The following is an 18,137-nucleotide window of genomic DNA, read 5'->3' as shown; positions in this document are numbered from 1 at the left end:
CATCTTAAAAGCAAAAAATCGTAAAAGGCTACTCCTGCATCTGCGCTTCTTCCACCAAATCGATGAGCTGCACCACAGCATCCTTCACCTCCTCTTTACCCGTCAGAATATCCGCCATGGAATTGAATACCGGCACCCGCTGCTCCTGTGTAAGCTGGTCCTGAAGCGCAGAAGCCATACCGGTAGCCCCTTCCACCATTTCCAATCCGGCCACCGCAAGCGAAGACAGCTTGCTCTTATCCACCTGCGTACCTTCCTTTAAAGCTGTGGTCGCCACTGAAGCGAACTTGGTTACCATCTCATCGCTGGTCATGTAGGTAATGAAATCCACACATGCCTTCTGTTTCTCCGGGTCGTTCCATGCCTTCTTCGTAATATACCAACCGGAGGACAATCCTCCGACAATATCCGTAGACTTGCGCTTATCCTTAGCGGGTACATATGTAACCGTAAAATTATCGATATCCTCCGTCGCTTCCTCAATACCGCCCACCTTCCATGAGCCGTCAATTAAAAATGCTGCCTTTCCGTCCACAAATAGCTGGAATGTTTCCCCGTCGGTGGCAGACAATGTGTTAGCGGGCAAAAATCCTCTGTCATATAGATTCTTCATGTCCATAATACCGTTAACCCACGCCGTCCCTTGCTCATCATCAATAGCCTTCGGAAGGATGTTGTGGGATGCAGTGTCCAAATAATTATAAATGCAGAATTCAAACCAGTAATGGGGAACCTCTGCAAAGGATGCCGCAATCGGAGTATACCCTGCATCCTTAATCGCTTGGCATATCGTCATGAATTCCTCCCATGTGGTATCAGAGGTAGGTATCTTTACCCCCGCTGCCCGACATACCTCTTTATTAACAAATAAGCCTTCCCAATAGCCGTTCATGGGTACGGAATAATTCCTGCCGTCTACCGGCGACGCACCCATCATACCGTCCTTCATATTGGACGCGTAATCGGGATATGCCGCGCGGATTTCATCGATAGAAATAACCTTTCCTCCTTCGACGAAGGGGTTGGCATCCATACCGTTAAAATAAAACAGCACATCCGGCTCAGAACCCATTTCAAAATCCGATATTATTCTCGCTTTCAAGGTCTCTGTTACAGTTCCGGAAGCGTCGTTGATAGCGTTTCCGGTTTCCTCCTGCCATTTGGCAATCGCTTCCTGATAGTTCCCGGCATTGGTGTCCTCACCTGCGAACGTAGTAACTACATTGAGGGTAACCGGAAGCTCTCCGGCAGACACTTGCGCCTTCTTCGCCGAATCCGCGCTGCAACCTGCCATTACAAAAATTCCTGCCCCCACTATTAGCGCTGCTAATACCTTTTTCATATCTGAAACCTCCCATATATATGGATATGCGATGATCTTCCTTGAATTGTTCATAGCAAATTTCAGCTTTCCTATACTATTTATTCTATTAAAACTTAAGAAATAGTAAAATTGCCAGAATTGCTATTTATTGTCTTTTATTGTTGTCATATCCAATTTGACAGTAATTCTGCTCACTGTCTCATAATTTTCGGCATTTTTTACAGTGAGTCCGCACTCCTCTCCATATATAATCCTGATTCTCCTATTCACGTTCTTTATTCCGAGACTCGTGGAGCTAAGTTCACCCACTTCCTGCTCATCTCCTAAAAGCTGCTCTATCTTCTCTTCATCTTTCTTCGACATCGTGCCGGTATTGCGCACCTCTATTACCAGCTTATCCTCATCCGCAAAGACATTTAAGGTTACTTTCGCTCTTGGCTGCCCAATGATTCCATGCTCCACCGCATTCTCGATGATAGGCTGTATGATCAGTCTGGGAACTCTCACGTTGAACAGCGTATCGTCCGTATTCTTCTCCACATGCATGCGCTCCCCCAGACGTTTAGAAATAATGAATAAATAGGCATCCACATAGGACAGCTCTTCCACCAGAGTGACAAATCGTCTGTGTCTTCTGTCCATAGTAGCCTCCAGCATAATGGACAGGTTCTCTATCATCTGGCTCACCTTATAGTCCTCATTGATTCTTGCCTCCCAATTTATGATCTCCAGCGTGTTATTGAGAAAATGAGGATTGATCTGGGATTGAAGCGCCATAATTCTGGCATCCTTAAGTGCAAGCTCCTCCGAATATATAGTTTCAAACTGATGCTTTAACTTCTCTGACATGCTGTTGAACGCTTCCGTCAGGTACTTGAATTCCTGACTGTTCCCAGCCCGTTCTATCTGATAGCCGAATTCTCCCTCTTCTATGATATGGGAGGCCTTAATCAAGCCCTCTATGGGCCTCGTCACTTTCCTATGAAAGAAGATGAATACGATGATCGTCAGCGGAATCATGAAGATGACAAAAAAAGCGCAGACATATTTGATTGCCGCCGTCTCATCGATGATGAGCTGCTTATTCAGCGATATGACATACTCCATATAATGTATGTCCGGCTTCCTTACCGTATAGACATTATATTCCCCATCCTCCTGAATCAACCGCGACATTCTGCTGTTTGTCTGAAAATTTTCCATATCTGCTTCTATTTTGCTGTTCTCATCTTCCAATAACAGTTCTCCGTCCACATAGACCTGACTTCCTGTATAGCCCCATGCGCTTTCCAAACTTCCAAAAATATTGTCCCTGTCCAGCTCCATGACAATTACCGCGAAAGGATGGTAGGCTGAGTCCATCATATTGCGGATTAAATAAATATGCCCTTCCACGTTGATCAGCTTCACATCTGTATCCAAATCAGGATATATGTCCATGATTAACGGATGCACCTTTTCCATAAAATATAGATTCGTCCGGTAGGCGACGTTGTTGGCACTTCCCGAAAATGATGTAAAATAAGGCTCGTAAGGCTGTTCCGTAAACATTAGGGTGGTGAATAAAAAGTGCTCATCATATCGGTAATGCTGCTCCAAAAATCGTATTACCTCTCCGTAAAGAGCCGTCTTATTCTCATCCTTTTTATACTGACGCCAGCTTTCCTTTATCGTAGGCAGATAGGAGGCGTTCTTCGAAGCGGTGATCGCCGCGTTCATCTGCATTTCGCTTATCTTTATCGCATTGTCCGCAGAGGTGACGATGGTCCGCTCTATCTGCTTGTTGATCTTGCTCGTCGTCACATACAGCATCGCATACGCTATGATAGAAAGCGGCAGTATCCAGCACAAAATAAGGACCAGTATCATGCTCCACTTAAGCGGTGTCCTCTTCTGTTCCCGCCGCGCTTTCTTCTCCGCTTTTCTCTCCGCTTTATTATTTATATTCCCATCTATATTCTCATCTATATTCTTACCCGATAAAATGCCCATCCCGCATTCCCCATTCCTTCTCTTAATTACCCACTGCCCGCAGAAACTATCCGGTACGCAAAATTATCCTATCCTGCACGCAAATATTGTTATTTCGCTTTCACAACAACATAGAATACCTCATGCATGCTATGTGCCATATTTTCACCGTCTATAATCAATTATGTCTGCCCCTTTACAGTAACACGCCACTTTTCATAAATCAAGAAAAGTGTGTTTCGGCAGCACCACTTTTGCCTGGCGCGCGTAGCTGCACATATTGTTTCTGCAACAAAAACATTTTCCTATTATGCAAGAAAAGACTGCCCTTTCGAGCAATCCTTTCTTAATTTCTGAACAAAGCCTTATTATTTCAGTCCGAGGAACTCCTCATAAATCTCACATACCTTCTTGGCATCCTCTAAATTCGGCATTTCGCAGAACACTCTGATCAGCGGTTCTGTTCCTGAGAACCTTCCCACTACCCAGCCTCCGTTCTTAAAATACACTTTGCTTCCATCCAAATAAGACACCTTTTCCACCTCGAATGGCAGCTTGGGAAGCTGTTTATCCTCCATTAGAAGCTTGTGCATCTGTTCTTTCTTCTCCTGCGTGAATTTATAATCCCGCTCTTCCATGAAAATACTGCCGCATTCCTCTTCAATCTCTTTATAAATGTCGGACAGTTTCTTCCCTGTGACCGCGATCATCTCCGCTAAAAGCGCTGCCGCATAAATACCATCCTTACCGTTGATGTGGCCTCGCACCGTCAGACCGCCGGAAGATTCTCCGCCGATGATGGCACCTGTGGCGTACATCTTAGAAGAAATATGCTTGAATCCTACGGGAACCTCGTAGCACTTCTGCCCGAATTTCTCCGCCACTTTATCTAACATATGAGTAGTCGCAATGTTTCTTACAACCGGTCCCTCCCAGCCCTTGTATCTTACAAGATAGTAATAGAGCAGCACCAAAATATCGTTGGGGTGAAGGAAACGTCCCGTATCGTCGATAACACCGATGCGGTCGGCATCGCCGTCCGTAGCGATTCCGATGTCCGCCCTGTTATCAATAACCGCATTCTGCAAAGGACGCAGTGTCGCAACCGAAGGTGAGGGGAGCTTTCCGCCAAACAGTGTATCGTGTCTGTCGTGTATCGTAATAACCTCACACCTTGCAGTAAGGAGTATGGTAGAAAGAGAGGTCTCGCTTACGCCGTATAAGGGATCCAGCACTACCTTCAGTCCACAGCCTCTGATTGCCTCCATATTCACCGCCGCGATGATGTCATCCAAATATTCATTCAGCGGATAAATTTCCCGAATCAAACCTGCTTCCACAGCCTCGTCATATTCCATTTCTTTCACATCTTCCGGTGAAAGCCTGTCAATATATTCTTCTATTTCCTTGGTCTGTTCCTCATTGGCATCCCTGCCTCCCGCTGTAAATACCTTTATTCCGTTATAAATAGCCGGATTATGACTGGCAGTAATCATCATTCCATAAGGAAACTCATGCTTCATCACATAAAACATGATAAGCGGCGTCGGCGAAGACTTATTGATTAGATAAGCGGTAATACCCTCCGCTGCAAATACGCGGCCGGCCCACTGCATTGCCTCCTTTGCCAGGAATCTTCTGTCATATCCGATGACAATTCCTTCCTCTGCCATATTTTCTGCCTTCATCTTATCGCTAAGCGCTTTCGCCAGAAGCTGAATATTCGCTTTCGTAAATTCATCTCCAATGACAGCCCTCCAGCCGCCCGTTCCGAACTTAATCATTTCGTCCTCTCCCTTCTTTTGTCACCCCATCACCACTTTTACCTGATGGGCCGTTCCTTTATCCATAAGCGGAATGCGCTGTACCAACTCACCGTCCAGGTAAAGCTCCTTTACCCCTTTCATGACGCCGTCAGGGTTCACCACTTCAATATGATAATCCACGCCCCTCCACTGCCTTTGCATGGAGAATTCTTTCCAGTCAGCAGGGACACAAGGGTCGATTTCTAAGTGTTCGAACTGCGGACGCATGCCCAGCATATATCTGGTTGCTGAGAAATAAGCCCAGCCGCCCGTTCCTGTCATAAACGGATGTCTCGCACGTCCGTGGGCGGTATGATCCCGTCCCATGATGAACTGGCAGTAAGAATATGGCTCTGCCTCTCTTATATCGATCTTATCGTTCTGGTAATAAGGACATAACGCATTGTAGAATCTCATGGCACGGTCGCCTCGTCCCAGCTTGCATTCTGCTGCCCAAGCCCAAGGATTGGGATGGGAGAATACCGCACCATTTTCCTTGACGCCCGGATATACTCTCGTTACAAAGCCGATGTCCTCGTCCGGTACCGTGTAAGAAGGCGCATTCAACATGATTCCCCAAGGAGTATAGAGGTATTCATCCACACTGTCCATGGCACGGATTCCCTTCTCATAATCAGCAGCTCCCGAAAGAACCGCCCATGAATTGGACTCCAGATGAACCTTACCCTCCTTATCGGAGTGGGTACCGATTTTTTTGCCGTTCTTGGTAATGCCACGGATAAACCATTCTCCATCCCACAGCTCGTCATTGCATACTTTCTTGACCTTTTCGGACATTTCGGTATATTTTACAATTTCTTCTTCTCTGCCTAAATATTTTGCCAGCTCCAGAAAGTTCTCGATTGCCCAGTAATGAAGGAATGATACCATAGCACTCTCACCGCCGCCCAGATTCAGGCAGTCGTTCCAGTCCGCACGAAGTCCCTTACATATTCCCGTAGCTCCTACCTGCTCGGCCGAAAAATCCAGAATACGCATCATATGCTCATAAACGGTTCCTTTCCCCCCGTCCGCATAAGTAATCACTTCATCTACAAAGGCTTTGTCTCCCGTTTCTTTTATGAATTCCACGATAGAGGATACCAGCCACAATGCATCATCGGAGCACGCATCCTTTAAGCCGTGTACGATATTGTCCTTATCAGGAGAAGGGATAACAGTCGGCGAATTGAACGGCTTTTCTTCATGATCCGGCTCGAACCATTCCGGCTGGAACAAGTGCAGTCCATATCCCTTCGATACGAGGCCGCGCAGCAGCTCTACAATACGCTGTCTGCATTTCTCCGGATTGGAGTGAGGAATCGTCATAGCGTCCTGCGCCGTATCACGGTATCCCAATCCTACTCGTCCGCCCACCTCTATAAAGGACGCAAACCTGGAGAACATCACGTTAATTTCCGCCTGATATAAGGTCCATGTATTAATCAGCGTATTCATACCTTCATTCGGAGTATTAATCTGAAGCTTCTCAAATTTATTGTTCCAGTATTCCCTTAAATCTTCATATACCTTATCCACTGTGGAAAGATTGCTGTACTTCTCCTTCGCGTTCTTTCCTTCCTCTCTTCTGCCCTCGCCCAGCATGAATATAACCCTGACTTCTTCTCCGGGCTGCAATACGATGTTCTTCTGTAAAGAACCGCAGTGGTTATTTCCAAGCTCGTGAGAACCGCTGCACTTACCCCTCTCCACTGCCACCGGATTGTCCTCCGTATGGTAAAGCCCCAGGAACTTGTCTCTTAAGCAATCATAGCCGTCCGGCTCGAAATTGGAGGCAAAATACTGATACCCGAACTCTTCATAGAATAAGTCATGTTCGATAATACCGTCCCCATAAGAAGATCCTGCACAGTACATGCTCATCTGGAAGTTCTGATTGTCAATCATAATATGATGGAATGAAAATTCACAATAAGAAAATAGGCTTAAATTTCTCGGCTTATCATCTTCATTCTTAATTGTCACATCCCAAAGCTCCACCGCATCGTTAAGCGGCACGACCAAGGTCTGGGTCGCTTTGATTTTGCTGTAGTCGCATTCGTAAGTCGAATAAGACATGCCGTGGCGGCATGTGTACTTCGCTTCCTCCAGCGACTTTCCTACCGGCTGCCAAGATATGCTCCAATAGTCCTCGCTGTCATTATCCCTTATGTATACGTAATGACCCGGTCTGTCCATGGGTATGCTGTTGCCGCGAAATCTCGTCACCCTATGGTATTCCGGAGTCTTATAGAACATGTAGCCCCCGGCCGTATGATTTACCACCACGCACATATCCTGCACGCCGAGGTAATTGGTCCACGATGTGGGTATATCCACTCTGTCGATTACATATTCCCGCTTCTCGTTGTCAAAATGTCCGTACTGCATCCACTCATCCTCCTAATCTAATCGGTATACCTCCAAGCAGAGTCAGAGGATATATCGTAACTTTCTATGCTTAGATTATATATCGCCAAGGAGAATGGGCACATTGCTAAGTATGTTAATATTTGTATTTTGTTGTTCGATTGCTTTCCCTCTTACAATAACTCTTTATAAAGCCGCAGAACATTTCTATGGAAAATCTTCTCTACCTCATCTCCCGAAAAGCCTGCTCGGAAAAGGGCTTCCGAGAGCTGCGGAAGATGGGAAAAGTCGGGCAGTTCCCCGTGCCCCTCTATTCCGTCAAAGTCGCTTCCAAGGCCGAGACATTCAATACCTCCGACATTGGCAATATATTTCGCATGCTCCACAATTGCAGCAATTGTACCTGTATTTCTTTCCCCTTTTGATACCTCCGTCAGAAAATCGGGGCAGAAATTAAGCCCTATCACCCCACCGCGCAGCGCTATCTTACGTATCATATCGTCCGTCAGATTCCTTACCCAGGGACAAACTGCTCTGGCATTGGAGTGGCTGGCCACAAAGGGCTTTTTTGTAACTTCAAGCACGTCGTAAAAGCCTTTGTCAGACAGATGGGAGACATCGATGATCATCCCGATGCGCTCCATCTCGGCAACAATTTCCATCCCCTGCTCAGTCAGTCCATTGATCGTATCCGCAATCTTATAAAAAGGAACACTTTCGCCCTGTACCTGACGGTCTTCGTAATTCCCTGCCCGCACATTTGGATAGCCTATCTCATTGGGGTAATTCCATGTCAAGGTCATCATGCGCACGCCGAGTCTGTACATATCTCTAAGATAAGACAGGTTCCCTTTGCAGACGGCTCCCTCTTCCACCGTGAGCAGTGCCGATATCTTGCCTTCGGCACAGTTTTTCTCAATATCTTTCCAGCAAAAAACAGGAGCAATCATGTCCCTGTTTTTTTCCAATTCGTTATAATATAGGTCCACCATTTGCAGGAATTCTTCTAAGGGATTCTCCGTCCTTCCATTATGAATAAAGACAGCGAAATTCTGCACAAGGGCATCGCCTTTTTTAAGCTTCCCTAAATCGATGTGGCAGTTGCTCCTGCGCAGGCTTTCGTCCTGACCCTCTTTTGCTTTTTTATATAATTCGGAAATCGTATCGCAATGCATATCCACAGCTTTCATTTACCTATTTCCTCACCTCTGACTTATTTCTATCTTCCGTCTCTCCAGATCAAATTACGCCATTGTACAATTTGCTCCTCTGTCAGGAATCCATTAGAGGTTCCCATAAAGCCTATTTTATAGGAAGCGAAAAGGAGCGCATTCTTCACTGCGAACACCGAATCCTGGGTCTTATTATAAAAATGAAGGAAGCAGGAAAACAGTGCATTGCCGGCGCCAACCGTATTCACCAGCCCATGGGTCCTCACGGTATTGTAATGAGCGATGATGTTTTTGTTCTTATCATATAATATGAGGCCATCCGCTCCCTGACCTAAGATAATGATTTCCGGCCGATATTTTGCCGCCAGAGACTTCACGAATTCATATGGTTCTTCGATCAAATGATCATCGCTGACATACAGAATGTCGGCAGCCTTCAAATAGTCCTCGTTATAGCAGACCTTGCTTTCCTGATATTCCCTGATATTTACTGCGATAGGTTTGCGCAGTTCCTTGCCGATCCCAATAAGAGGACGGCAGAAATTGGCATTGGACAACACGAGCATCTCCGCCCTCGCCGCCCGCTCCTCAAATAAATGTATGTCGTAAGCGGTCTCACGCAAATCCTTAATATCCTCAAAAATCTGCTGCTTTCTCTCTTCATCATAAAACACAGCAGCAGTAGGAGTATTCTGAAGCCTGGGAAGTATGTAATCGGTCACCAATGTCACTTCGCTTCCCTTGGGATTGACCAGCTCCATGCTCTCATCGGCGCCTACCATGGACATAAAATCAACCGAATTCCCCAGCCACTTTAACGCCAAAGATTCATTATAAGCATCTCCTCCGGCACTGATAAAGATGGTGCCCGGCTTATTTGTCACTCCGCTGTATTCGATCGGAATCTTATCCACCTTGATGATCGTCTCTTTCTGTACAATTCCCGCCACTAAAAATTTACTCATACCTACCCCTTCTCCGTTACACATTTTATTTCATGCGAATTTTATTCTTTTGCGGGTAATAACCCCATTCGTATATTATTCACATGCTCATTTCATTCGTATTTTAACACATCTTCCTATAAATATTATGTTACATCAGCCTTCGGCTAAACTCCAACATGTATACACATAAAACGCGATAAAACTGCACTTTAGCGCTTTCAGCCCTCGCAAAATTGCATAGAAACGCAATTTTGGCTTCGCGGCATGGATTGCTGAACTATAGCAATATTATACCATACGTTCCAAATATAGTCGACAAGGAACGAATTTTTCATGTATAATTAAAAATGCATAATCAAAACATAATTTATATACAATTCCCTTTATTATAGAAATATAGATTGACATCTTACACTTGAAAAATGACTGGAGGCTTTGACTTATGAAAGAAAAATTATATACGATTCCCTTAAACGATGCGGTAAACGCAAACGACGAGTGCCCCTTTTGCCTTATAGAGCGAAATGTGGAGCAGGATTTATTAGATTTCGTGCTGGGCTCCGGCTCCTCCTATATGGAAAGCGATGTGCGCGGCATGACGGATACGGCGGGGTTTTGCAGGAATCATTTCAAGAAAATGTTTGACTATGGAAATACTCTCGGGAACGGCTGGATTCTAAAGACCCACTATGTTCGCATGAATCAGGAAATGGCAGAACAGTTCAAGACCTTCTCTCCTAAAAAGTCCTTCTTTTTAAAGGGGCACAAAAAAGGTGAGGGTCGCCAGAATCCTATCGGCATCTGGACGGAAGAAAAGGAGAATTCCTGCTATATCTGCAAACAGTTCAGCGAAACCTATGACAGATATATGGACACCTTCTTCATTCTATATGGAAAGGACAACGCCTTTCGGGAAAAAATAGAAAACAGCAAAGGCTTCTGTCTTCACCACTTCGGGGACCTGTGCGAAGCCGCTGAAAGCAAGCTTAGCGATAAGGAAAAAACATCCTTCTACCCTGCGATGTTCTCCCTTATGGAGAAAAATATGAAGCGCATGGCTGATGACGTAGCCTGGCTTGTCGAAAAATTCGATTACCGGAATAAAGAGGCAGATTGGAAGGATTCCAAGGATGCCATCCAAAGGGGAATGCAGAAATTAAAGGGAGGATATCCTGCCGCCCCCACCTATAAAATGAACAAGTAATTCCAAGAGATAGCTCCTTCTGCTTGCTGGCTGGCATATCATCCTGCAAATAACCAGGCCAAGTACATGGGACAAACATTCAGATGCGGCATTCAAAAAACGTAGGAGTAGCGGGGTTACGTTGAGGCTTTTTAAATGCCGCATCTGAATGTTTAGGTAAGTTAATGGTGCTAGTTGACCTGAGGACGATATACTAGCTGCTTTATCATATCCAAATAGCCGTTAATCTCTTCATTTACCATTTCGGGGTGGAAAGTGCCTTCAAAAAAGCTCCTTTTCATTATGCCTTGAATCGTATATTCAATCATACATAAAAGCTTTGCCGGATCCGCACCCTGCTTAAATGGAGATAAGTCCGCCCTATCCATAATGGCCTCCCTCGCCTCCTCAAGGACGTTCTTCTTCTCTTCGGCTGCCAATAGGGCTTCCTTCACATCCTCGTATCTGGTGCGGTCTATGAACTGCTGCATATACGGATAGTTCTTAAGCACCTGAAATTTAGCAGCTTCCATTTGCTTCAACAGGCGAAAAAAGTCCTCCTCCTTCTTACCTACGCGGGTGGAAAGCTCCAAAGACATAAAGCGCACGCTGTAATCGATGAGAAACTCATAAAGTCCCAGCTTGCTCGTAAAATAATGGAACAGCAATCCCTTGCTGATTCCAGCCTCTGCCACAATATCGTCGGTACTGGCATGTCTATAACCGTTCTCCGCGAAAATTTTTAAAGCAGCATTTATCATTCTATCTTGTTTTTCTTTTTTTAAATCAAAAAATTTCTCATTCACAGTATTTTCCAAGTCCCTTTTCCGCAGTTATTGACTTTATCGGTCGATTTTTAATATACCACATTTCCGTGATAGATTCAATAAAGTTGCATATTTTATATTTAACAAAAAAATTATGGTTTTTTTATACATATTCTCTTTTCAATTTGACAAAATAGTATTAATATGTTTCTATAACCTCGAAATTGAAAGGAGTACTTATATGGCAAAAAAATTCGGTAAATTTTTGATGTTTACTGCTGTCGCAGGCGCTGCCGCTGCCGGTGTTTATTATTATTTACAAAATAAGAATTCTTCTTATTCTGACGATTTGGATGACGATGACTTCGATGACTTTGGCGACGACCTTGACAACGATACAGAAAAAGGAGACAGCAAACGCAACTATGTTGACCTTCATTTGGAAAAAGCAGAAACTGCAGCCTCCGATGCCGTAGACCATTTGAGTGACGCCGCTGCTGCAGCCGCCGACACTGCTAAGACGGTCGTAAAGGATACTGTGAAGGATGCAGTGGAAACTGCCGAATCCAAGGTAGAAGAATTTTTTGACGACGATAACGACAATTCCATATAATAAAAACAAAAACTGCACATCCATTTTTCTTTAATAGGAGCTCTTTCCTAATTAAAGAAGTAAAAAGTCTGGAATCATATCCAGACTTTTTTTAATATCTCAAGCCCTTTACTGATCTGGGTCTTGCTTAGGGCGGCATATCCCAAAATTATCATATCTTCTTTTCCCTTCGGTACGGCCTCGCCAATATAAGCCTCTGAGAGCCCATATGCTCTCACCCCCTCTGCGGCAGCCAGCCTTAACAGCTCCTTCTCCCCCCGTCCTGCCTTATCCCGAAGGAGGATATGAAGCCCCGCTCCCTCTCCTGATAGCTGGAAGCACTCTTCCATGTCCTTACATTCGCTAAGAAGCAGATCATGCTTTTCTCTGTATATTTTCCTCATCTTGTTCAAATGGCGTTCGAAATGCCCTTTTTCAATAAATTCACCCAATATGCGCTGATCGATCCTGGATACCGTGGTGGAATAGAAAGAGCACTTTTTCTCATATCGCTCCAAGAGGGGCGGAGGGAGTACCATGTAGCTGATACGAATGGCGGGTGCGATAGCTTTGGAAAACGTTCCGATGTAAATCACCTTCCCTGCCCAATCTGAGGCTTGAAGGGATGGTACCGGTTTTCCCTTGAATCGAAATTCGCTGTCGTAGTCATCCTCAATCAGATAACGTTCCTCTTTCTCCTCCGCCCACTTAAGCAGCTCCATCCGTCTCCCGATAGGCATAACAATTCCCGTAGGATATTGATGGGAGGGCATTACATAGGCTACCTGTGCATCGCTTTCCCTGAGTTTCTCTACGCTCATTCCTCCTGCGTCCAGTTCCACCGGGCTGATTTGGTATGCAAAAGAATCGAAAATACGGTATGCTCTCTTATAAGTAGGGTTCTCCATGGCTATCTTCACATGCCGCCCCAATATCTTCTCTAAAAGCATAAGAAGGTAATCGTTGCCCGCACCTACAATAATCTGCTCCGGCATACAGTTCACCCCTCTTGAGGAATGCAGATAGCGGCTAATGATTTCCCTAAGCTTCCAGTCTCCCTTCGGAGAGCCGGAGGCGAACATCTCACTGTTGGCATCTACCAGAATGTTCTTTGTGATTTTCTTCCAGGTAGCGAAGGGAAAAGCCGTCATATCGATAGCGTTAGGTGAGAAGTCGAATACATAGGGAGTTTTCCTCTCTTCTCGCCCCATTACTTCCTTGGGCAGTTCTCTTATCTTCCTTCCGCTTTCTCCTTCCAGAAAAAATATCTCGTCTATCCCGCATACAAAATAGCCTTTGTATGGTTTGGATTCTATATATCCCTCGGACAGAAGCTGCCCGTAGGCAATTTCCACCGTCCCCCGTGATACCTCGAGAAATTCCGCTAAAGAACGCGTAGAGGGAAGCTTCTCACCTTTGGGAAGCTTCCCTTTTCTTATCTCTTGTTTAATATGTTCATAGATTTGCTCATATAAATGTGTTTCGCCGTCCTGGCGAAGTTCAATGGCCAAATCGTTCATCGTTTCTTATCTTTCTTACTTTCCTGCATTTTTCAGCTTAATCTGTTTTACAATCTGGTCCTTCAGGGTACGCGCCTTCTCCTTCATTCGAGGGTTCGTAGTCTGAGATGCGATAATCTGTGAAATCAGCTTCGACGCCACATCGAACTGCTCGAATTTAATAGCGATTACTGAAATCAAATAGTCCACCGTAGGCTCGTCCATGCCGCACATCGGGAAGTTCTCCGCCTGCCTTGCCGCAAGGAATCCGTCCAGTGCATTTCTCAGGAATTCTGCTTCTTCGGCGTCTGTCTTCTTCTTCACCTCCGCATAATTAGGGGCTTCTTTATCCAGAGCTTCTCCCTTTCCGCGCAGAAGCCATGCCGTTTTCAGACAGATATATGCTTTTTCGCTGGGCTTGGCAATCTTCACGATAGCGTTAGCCAACGTCAGCTTATAGCGCTCTAATGCTTCATCATAAGTATAGATTTCTTTATATTCGTTAATCGGCTTAAACTTGCTGGAAATTGCTTCCTTAATTCTCTTAGCCTGCGGCGATGTGATAAATTTAAAATATCTGCTGAGCGCCGCATAACCACAGCTGGGGCACATGATAATATCATATTTAAGCAAATCCACATGCTCATATTTAGGACGCAAATCCATATCCGTTCCTATTAATTTTGCCTTACCGATTTTAACAGTTCTCGTCTTAAACTCTTTGTCGCAAATAGGACAGGTAAAGGTCTTATCAAATAAAAAATCCTGCTCCTGAACGACCTGTTCGACTTCCGCCTTTGCTTCTTCCTCCTGCTTCGGCTTCTCATATAAATCCATATTCTCCAAGCCGCTCAGACCAAATTGCTCCAATCCCGATAATAATCCAGACATACTCAACCTCCAATATCTATTTTTTTCCTTTAGTCCTTAGGCAGTGTATAAGAACTTTTTAAGGATACGATTCTATTAAACACAAGGCCGTCCGGCTTCGAATCCTTATGATCCACGCAGAAATATCCCTGACGCACGAACTGAAAGCTCTCTAATTCCTTCGCCGCCGCTAATGCCGGCTCCAAATAGCAATCCTTCAATATGGCGAGAGAATTGGGATTCAAATTCAAACTGCCGTCTTCATTATAAACGCCCTTTTCTTCATCTATAATGTTCTCGTATAATCTAATCTCCGCCTTTACCGCCTGCCTTGCAGGCACCCAGTGAATGGTACCCTTTACCTTTCTTCCGGTAAAGCCCAAGCCGCTTCTCGTCTCAGGGTCGTAGGTACAATGAACCTCAGTCACCTTGCCGCTTTCATCCTTGACAAAGCTGGTGCAAGTCACGAAATAAGCATTCATCAGACGCACTTCGTTGCCGGGATACAAACGGAAATATTTCTTAGGGGGCTCTTCCATAAAGTCCTCGCGGTCAATATAGAGTTCTCTTCCGAAAGGAACCTCTCTCGTTCCCAATTCCTCATTTTCCAAATTATTAGGAACGGCCATCATCTCTGTCTGACCCTCCGGATAATTGTCGATAATCAATTTCACCGGATCCAGTACAGCCATCATTCTCGGCCGTTTCAGTTTTAAGTCTTCCCTGATGCAATATTCCAGCATCGCGTAATCAGCAGAAGAATTGCTCTTGGAAACGCCGCACAAATCCACGAACATCTTAATGGACTCGGGTGTAAAGCCTCTTCTCTTCAAAGCTGCGATGGATACCAGTCTCGGGTCGTCCCAGCCGTCTACAATTCCATCCTCTACCAGCTTCTTAATATATCTCTTCCCCGTTACCACATTGGTCAGATACATCTTAGCGAATTCAATCTGCTTGGGAGGATGAGGATATTCCAGTTCTCTCACCACCCAGTCGTAAAGTGGTCTGTGATCCTCGAACTCCAGCGTACAGATGGAATGGGTAATGCCCTCGATAGCGTCCTCGATGGGATGAGCGAAATCATACATCGGATAGATGCACCATTTATCTCCCGTATTGTGATGCGTCATATGTGCCACCCTGTAAATAATCGGATCGCGCATATTGATATTAGGCGATTTCATATCGATTTTAGCCCGCAGCACCTTTTCGCCATCCTTATAAAGGCCGTTTTTCATATTTTCAAACAGCTCCAGATTCTCACTTACGCTTCTGTCCCTGTTGGGATCGTCCTTGCCGGGCTCCGTAAGAGTACCCCGATATTCACGCATCTGTTCCGCAGTCAATTCGGAAACATATGCCTTTCCCTTTTCAATTAATCTCACAGCTCCTTTATACATCTGCTCGAAGTAATCGGAGGCGAAGTACAAACGGTCCTCCCAGTCTGCTCCCAGCCATGTGATGTCCGCTTTGATTGATTCTACGAATTCCGTCTTCTCTTTCGTGGGATTCGTGTCATCGAAGCGCATGTTGAACTTCCCGTTATACTCCTGTGCCAGACCATAATTAAGAAGAATACTCTTGGCATGTCCAATATGCAGATAGCCGTTAGGCTCGGGCGGAAATCTTGTGTGTACGGTATCGTAAACGCCCTCCGCCAGATCCTTCTCTATAATCTGTTCGATGAAATTTCTGGAACCGTTTTCTTTATTTTCTGTCTTTATTATTTCGCTCATTTTTCACTCTCTGCCTGTTAAAATTATGGTATAAATATCTGTAACAGGCTACCTCCTCAATGCTGACTGCAAGCAAAATTGCTAACACACCTATCTTAGCACAAAAACAAGAAATAATAAAGGACTTTCCTTCTTCCTCACAAAAAATGTAACGAAAAAAGGACTGTTTTGTCTGTGTAAACAGTCCTTTTCTCACGCGCTGCAAACGGGGGCATTTTTCCATGCCGTCTGCTTATACTGCTCTAAGAATAAAAATAATAAACAATTGAACTACAAAATATTATCACATATTCCATCCAATTTTTTCTCCATGTAAAAACTCCCCTTTTAAATGTAATAATTCCCGCATTCGCGGGAATTATTACATTATCTCCTCATAACTTTTGTGGAACAAATCCTTTTCCACAATATAAATATCGTCCTCATCCTCGCTTCTGACTGCCAGAAAATCTCCGGGCTTTCCGAGAATATATTTCTCACTGTCCCATGCGGTAAATATCTTCACCCTATGATCTAAAGCCATCGCATGAATATACGTCTCTCCGCTTGTAATACAGGTCTTCGCATAATCGGTCAGTATCTTGCTGCTTCCGTCCAGTATGTTTTTTACGGTAGGGACATATTCATTTTCCGCCGTATACATCGAAGCATTATATTTTTCTTCAAGCACCTGATAGCACTGGAGAAACTTCTTCTCCTTTATGGGATAAACCTCTCCTTTTATGCCTATCATAATAATCAGATCCGGTTCCACCACCATGTCTATGTCACCCTCCAGGGTGCGGACCATGATAGGCGTGCCCTCAGGCAGTATCTCCGCCGCCTTTACATAGCCGACCGGGATTCTCTTTTTTTTGTAATCCTTCATCGATCCGTGAACCATCGGCACCTTTCCTGCGATTATAATTTCACAGTCATTAAAATATTCGTTCATCCGCTGACTGAAATAGGCCTCCGAATGAAGAGTGGGAAAATGTTCGGCATACAGCCTCTTGGATATGATTCCTCCCGCCTTCTCCCTATGTCCGCCGCCGGAGCCGATGCCCTCGGTCAAAAATGCCGCCAGCTCACTGGCATTGACCTCTTTGATGCAGCTCCTTACGGAAATCTTATACCGTTCCTCCTGCTCGTTATAGACCACGCATGTATTCACCCCGTCCACCTGAAGCAAAAAATCGCTGATCAGTCCGAGAATATTCGGATCACAGGGCTGGGCTTTGATAATCGCATATAAGTGGTCGTCGTTATAGATATAACGAAGCATAGCGATTCCCGCTATTTCCAACTCCTCTAGCGACAGATTGGAATTGCGGAATAAATTAATCAGACTCTTTTCACAAGGCACACTGTCCTTCATATCCATGTCCAGCGGGTTGTAGACTTCTGAAAACTGATTTGTATCGGAATACAGGCCATAATACAACGCCGTTCCAAGCCGCTTCTCTTCCGCAAAATCAAAGCCCTCGTCGCTCATCATTTTCCATACTAAGGTAGAACAGCTTCCAAGGTTAGAGCGGATTTCACTAAGGCGGACACCTTCGATTTCGATTTGATGATGGTCGATAATCGCTACCTGAGAAGCCGTAAGCTTCGTCACGTTACCGGCCCCATACTGACAGTCCACCGTGATGAGCAGTCCTTCCACCGCCTCGTTCTTATCCCAATATTGAATGGGAATCTGAAGTTTTTCTATCATAAGCTCCAGATTCTTCTTCTGTATCCGGTTCTTTCCGCTGTAAATGAGAGCCGCGTCCTTATTTCTGCTCTTGAAATAGCAGTAAAGGCCGTAGCCCGAAGCGATGGCGTCCGCGTCCGGGTTATCGTGACATTGTATCACGATATGCTTATACCCCTCCAAATCCTTCAGCCGCATGTCCTCTCCTCTTAATTTATTATCC

The 18,137-nt window shown here is 45.0% G+C and carries 13 protein-coding genes; 2 read left to right on the top strand and 11 right to left on the bottom strand.

The window, feature by feature from the left end; genetic code table 11:
- Nucleotides 1–28: 28 nt before the first annotated feature.
- From CC90_RS0100620 to CC90_RS0100595, 6 genes are all read right to left on the bottom strand, one after another.
- A complete protein-coding gene (locus tag CC90_RS0100620) occupies nucleotides 29–1,342 on the bottom strand; it encodes an ABC transporter substrate-binding protein (protein ID WP_031388910.1) in 1,314 nt (437 codons plus the stop codon).
- A gap of 123 nt (nucleotides 1,343–1,465) precedes the next feature.
- Nucleotides 1,466–3,316 carry a sensor histidine kinase gene (locus CC90_RS0100615; protein WP_031388909.1) on the bottom strand — a complete coding sequence of 617 codons (1,851 nt, stop codon included), beginning with the start codon at nucleotides 3,314–3,316 and terminating at the stop codon, nucleotides 1,466–1,468.
- A gap of 347 nt (nucleotides 3,317–3,663) precedes the next feature.
- On the bottom strand, nucleotides 3,664–5,079 hold the full coding sequence (locus tag CC90_RS0100610) for a phosphoglucomutase/phosphomannomutase family protein (RefSeq protein WP_031388908.1): 1,416 nt from the start codon (nucleotides 5,077–5,079) through the stop codon (nucleotides 3,664–3,666).
- 21 nt (nucleotides 5,080–5,100) lie between these two features.
- A complete protein-coding gene (locus tag CC90_RS0100605; RefSeq protein ID WP_031388907.1) occupies nucleotides 5,101–7,491 on the bottom strand; it encodes a GH36-type glycosyl hydrolase domain-containing protein in 2,391 nt (796 codons plus the stop codon).
- A 152-nt stretch (nucleotides 7,492–7,643) separates the two neighbouring features.
- Nucleotides 7,644–8,660 (bottom strand): dipeptidase, encoded by a 1,017-nt coding sequence (locus CC90_RS0100600; protein ID WP_031388906.1) that lies wholly within the window; start codon nucleotides 8,658–8,660, stop codon nucleotides 7,644–7,646.
- A gap of 29 nt (nucleotides 8,661–8,689) precedes the next feature.
- Entirely contained in the window at nucleotides 8,690–9,607 is a 918-nt protein-coding gene (locus CC90_RS0100595) for a carbohydrate kinase family protein (protein WP_031388905.1), read from the bottom strand.
- 424 nt (nucleotides 9,608–10,031) lie between these two features.
- Here CC90_RS0100595 and CC90_RS0100590 point away from each other — a divergent pair, with 424 nt between their 5' ends.
- Complete coding sequence (locus tag CC90_RS0100590) at nucleotides 10,032–10,793, top strand: DUF6062 family protein (RefSeq protein WP_031388904.1); 762 nt, start codon at nucleotides 10,032–10,034, stop codon at nucleotides 10,791–10,793.
- Nucleotides 10,794–10,963: 170 nt separating this feature from the next.
- Here the strand turns inward: CC90_RS0100590 and CC90_RS0100585 are convergent, their stop codons facing one another.
- The gene (locus CC90_RS0100585; RefSeq protein WP_132038488.1) at nucleotides 10,964–11,578 is read right to left on the bottom strand and encodes a TetR/AcrR family transcriptional regulator; all 615 of its coding nucleotides are present in this window, start codon (nucleotides 11,576–11,578) and stop codon (nucleotides 10,964–10,966) included.
- A 202-nt stretch (nucleotides 11,579–11,780) separates the two neighbouring features.
- Here CC90_RS0100585 and CC90_RS22815 point away from each other — a divergent pair, with 202 nt between their 5' ends.
- The gene (locus CC90_RS22815; RefSeq protein WP_051869215.1) at nucleotides 11,781–12,152 is read left to right on the top strand and encodes a hypothetical protein; all 372 of its coding nucleotides are present in this window, start codon (nucleotides 11,781–11,783) and stop codon (nucleotides 12,150–12,152) included.
- 74 nt (nucleotides 12,153–12,226) lie between these two features.
- Here the strand turns inward: CC90_RS22815 and pdxR are convergent, their stop codons facing one another.
- From pdxR to CC90_RS0100555, 4 genes are all read right to left on the bottom strand, one after another.
- Nucleotides 12,227–13,651 carry a MocR-like pyridoxine biosynthesis transcription factor PdxR gene (pdxR, locus tag CC90_RS0100575; RefSeq protein ID WP_031388901.1) on the bottom strand — a complete coding sequence of 475 codons (1,425 nt, stop codon included), beginning with the start codon at nucleotides 13,649–13,651 and terminating at the stop codon, nucleotides 12,227–12,229.
- Nucleotides 13,652–13,666: 15 nt separating this feature from the next.
- A complete protein-coding gene (locus CC90_RS0100570) occupies nucleotides 13,667–14,521 on the bottom strand; it encodes a DUF2225 domain-containing protein (RefSeq protein ID WP_031388900.1) in 855 nt (284 codons plus the stop codon).
- Nucleotides 14,522–14,550: 29 nt separating this feature from the next.
- On the bottom strand, nucleotides 14,551–16,239 hold the full coding sequence (locus tag CC90_RS0100565) for a glutamine--tRNA ligase/YqeY domain fusion protein (RefSeq protein WP_031388899.1): 1,689 nt from the start codon (nucleotides 16,237–16,239) through the stop codon (nucleotides 14,551–14,553).
- A 361-nt stretch (nucleotides 16,240–16,600) separates the two neighbouring features.
- A complete protein-coding gene (locus CC90_RS0100555; RefSeq protein ID WP_031388897.1) occupies nucleotides 16,601–18,112 on the bottom strand; it encodes a DHH family phosphoesterase in 1,512 nt (503 codons plus the stop codon).
- Nucleotides 18,113–18,137 lie beyond the last annotated feature (25 nt).

The organism is Kineothrix alysoides, assembly GCF_000732725.1.
Lineage (GTDB): Bacteria > Bacillota > Clostridia > Lachnospirales > Lachnospiraceae > Kineothrix > Kineothrix alysoides.
This window is presented reverse-complemented; position numbering and strand designations above follow the sequence as displayed.

Coding starts and splice junctions, on each gene's coding strand:
- CC90_RS22815 (WP_051869215.1), top strand. CDS start 11,781: ATGGCAAAAAAATTCGGTAAATTTTTGATGTTTACTGCTGTCGCAGGC.
- CC90_RS0100590 (WP_031388904.1), top strand. CDS start 10,032: ATGAAAGAAAAATTATATACGATTCCCTTAAACGATGCGGTAAACGCA.
- CC90_RS0100615 (WP_031388909.1), bottom strand. CDS start 3,316: ATGGGCATTTTATCGGGTAAGAATATAGATGAGAATATAGATGGGAAT.
- CC90_RS0100595 (WP_031388905.1), bottom strand. CDS start 9,607: ATGAGTAAATTTTTAGTGGCGGGAATTGTACAGAAAGAGACGATCATC.
- CC90_RS0100555 (WP_031388897.1), bottom strand. CDS start 18,112: ATGCGGCTGAAGGATTTGGAGGGGTATAAGCATATCGTGATACAATGT.
- CC90_RS0100610 (WP_031388908.1), bottom strand. CDS start 5,079: ATGATTAAGTTCGGAACGGGCGGCTGGAGGGCTGTCATTGGAGATGAA.
- CC90_RS0100600 (WP_031388906.1), bottom strand. CDS start 8,660: ATGAAAGCTGTGGATATGCATTGCGATACGATTTCCGAATTATATAAA.
- CC90_RS0100570 (WP_031388900.1), bottom strand. CDS start 14,521: ATGTCTGGATTATTATCGGGATTGGAGCAATTTGGTCTGAGCGGCTTG.
- CC90_RS0100565 (WP_031388899.1), bottom strand. CDS start 16,239: ATGAGCGAAATAATAAAGACAGAAAATAAAGAAAACGGTTCCAGAAAT.
- CC90_RS0100620 (WP_031388910.1), bottom strand. CDS start 1,342: ATGAAAAAGGTATTAGCAGCGCTAATAGTGGGGGCAGGAATTTTTGTA.
- CC90_RS0100605 (WP_031388907.1), bottom strand. CDS start 7,491: ATGCAGTACGGACATTTTGACAACGAGAAGCGGGAATATGTAATCGAC.
- pdxR (WP_031388901.1), bottom strand. CDS start 13,651: ATGAACGATTTGGCCATTGAACTTCGCCAGGACGGCGAAACACATTTA.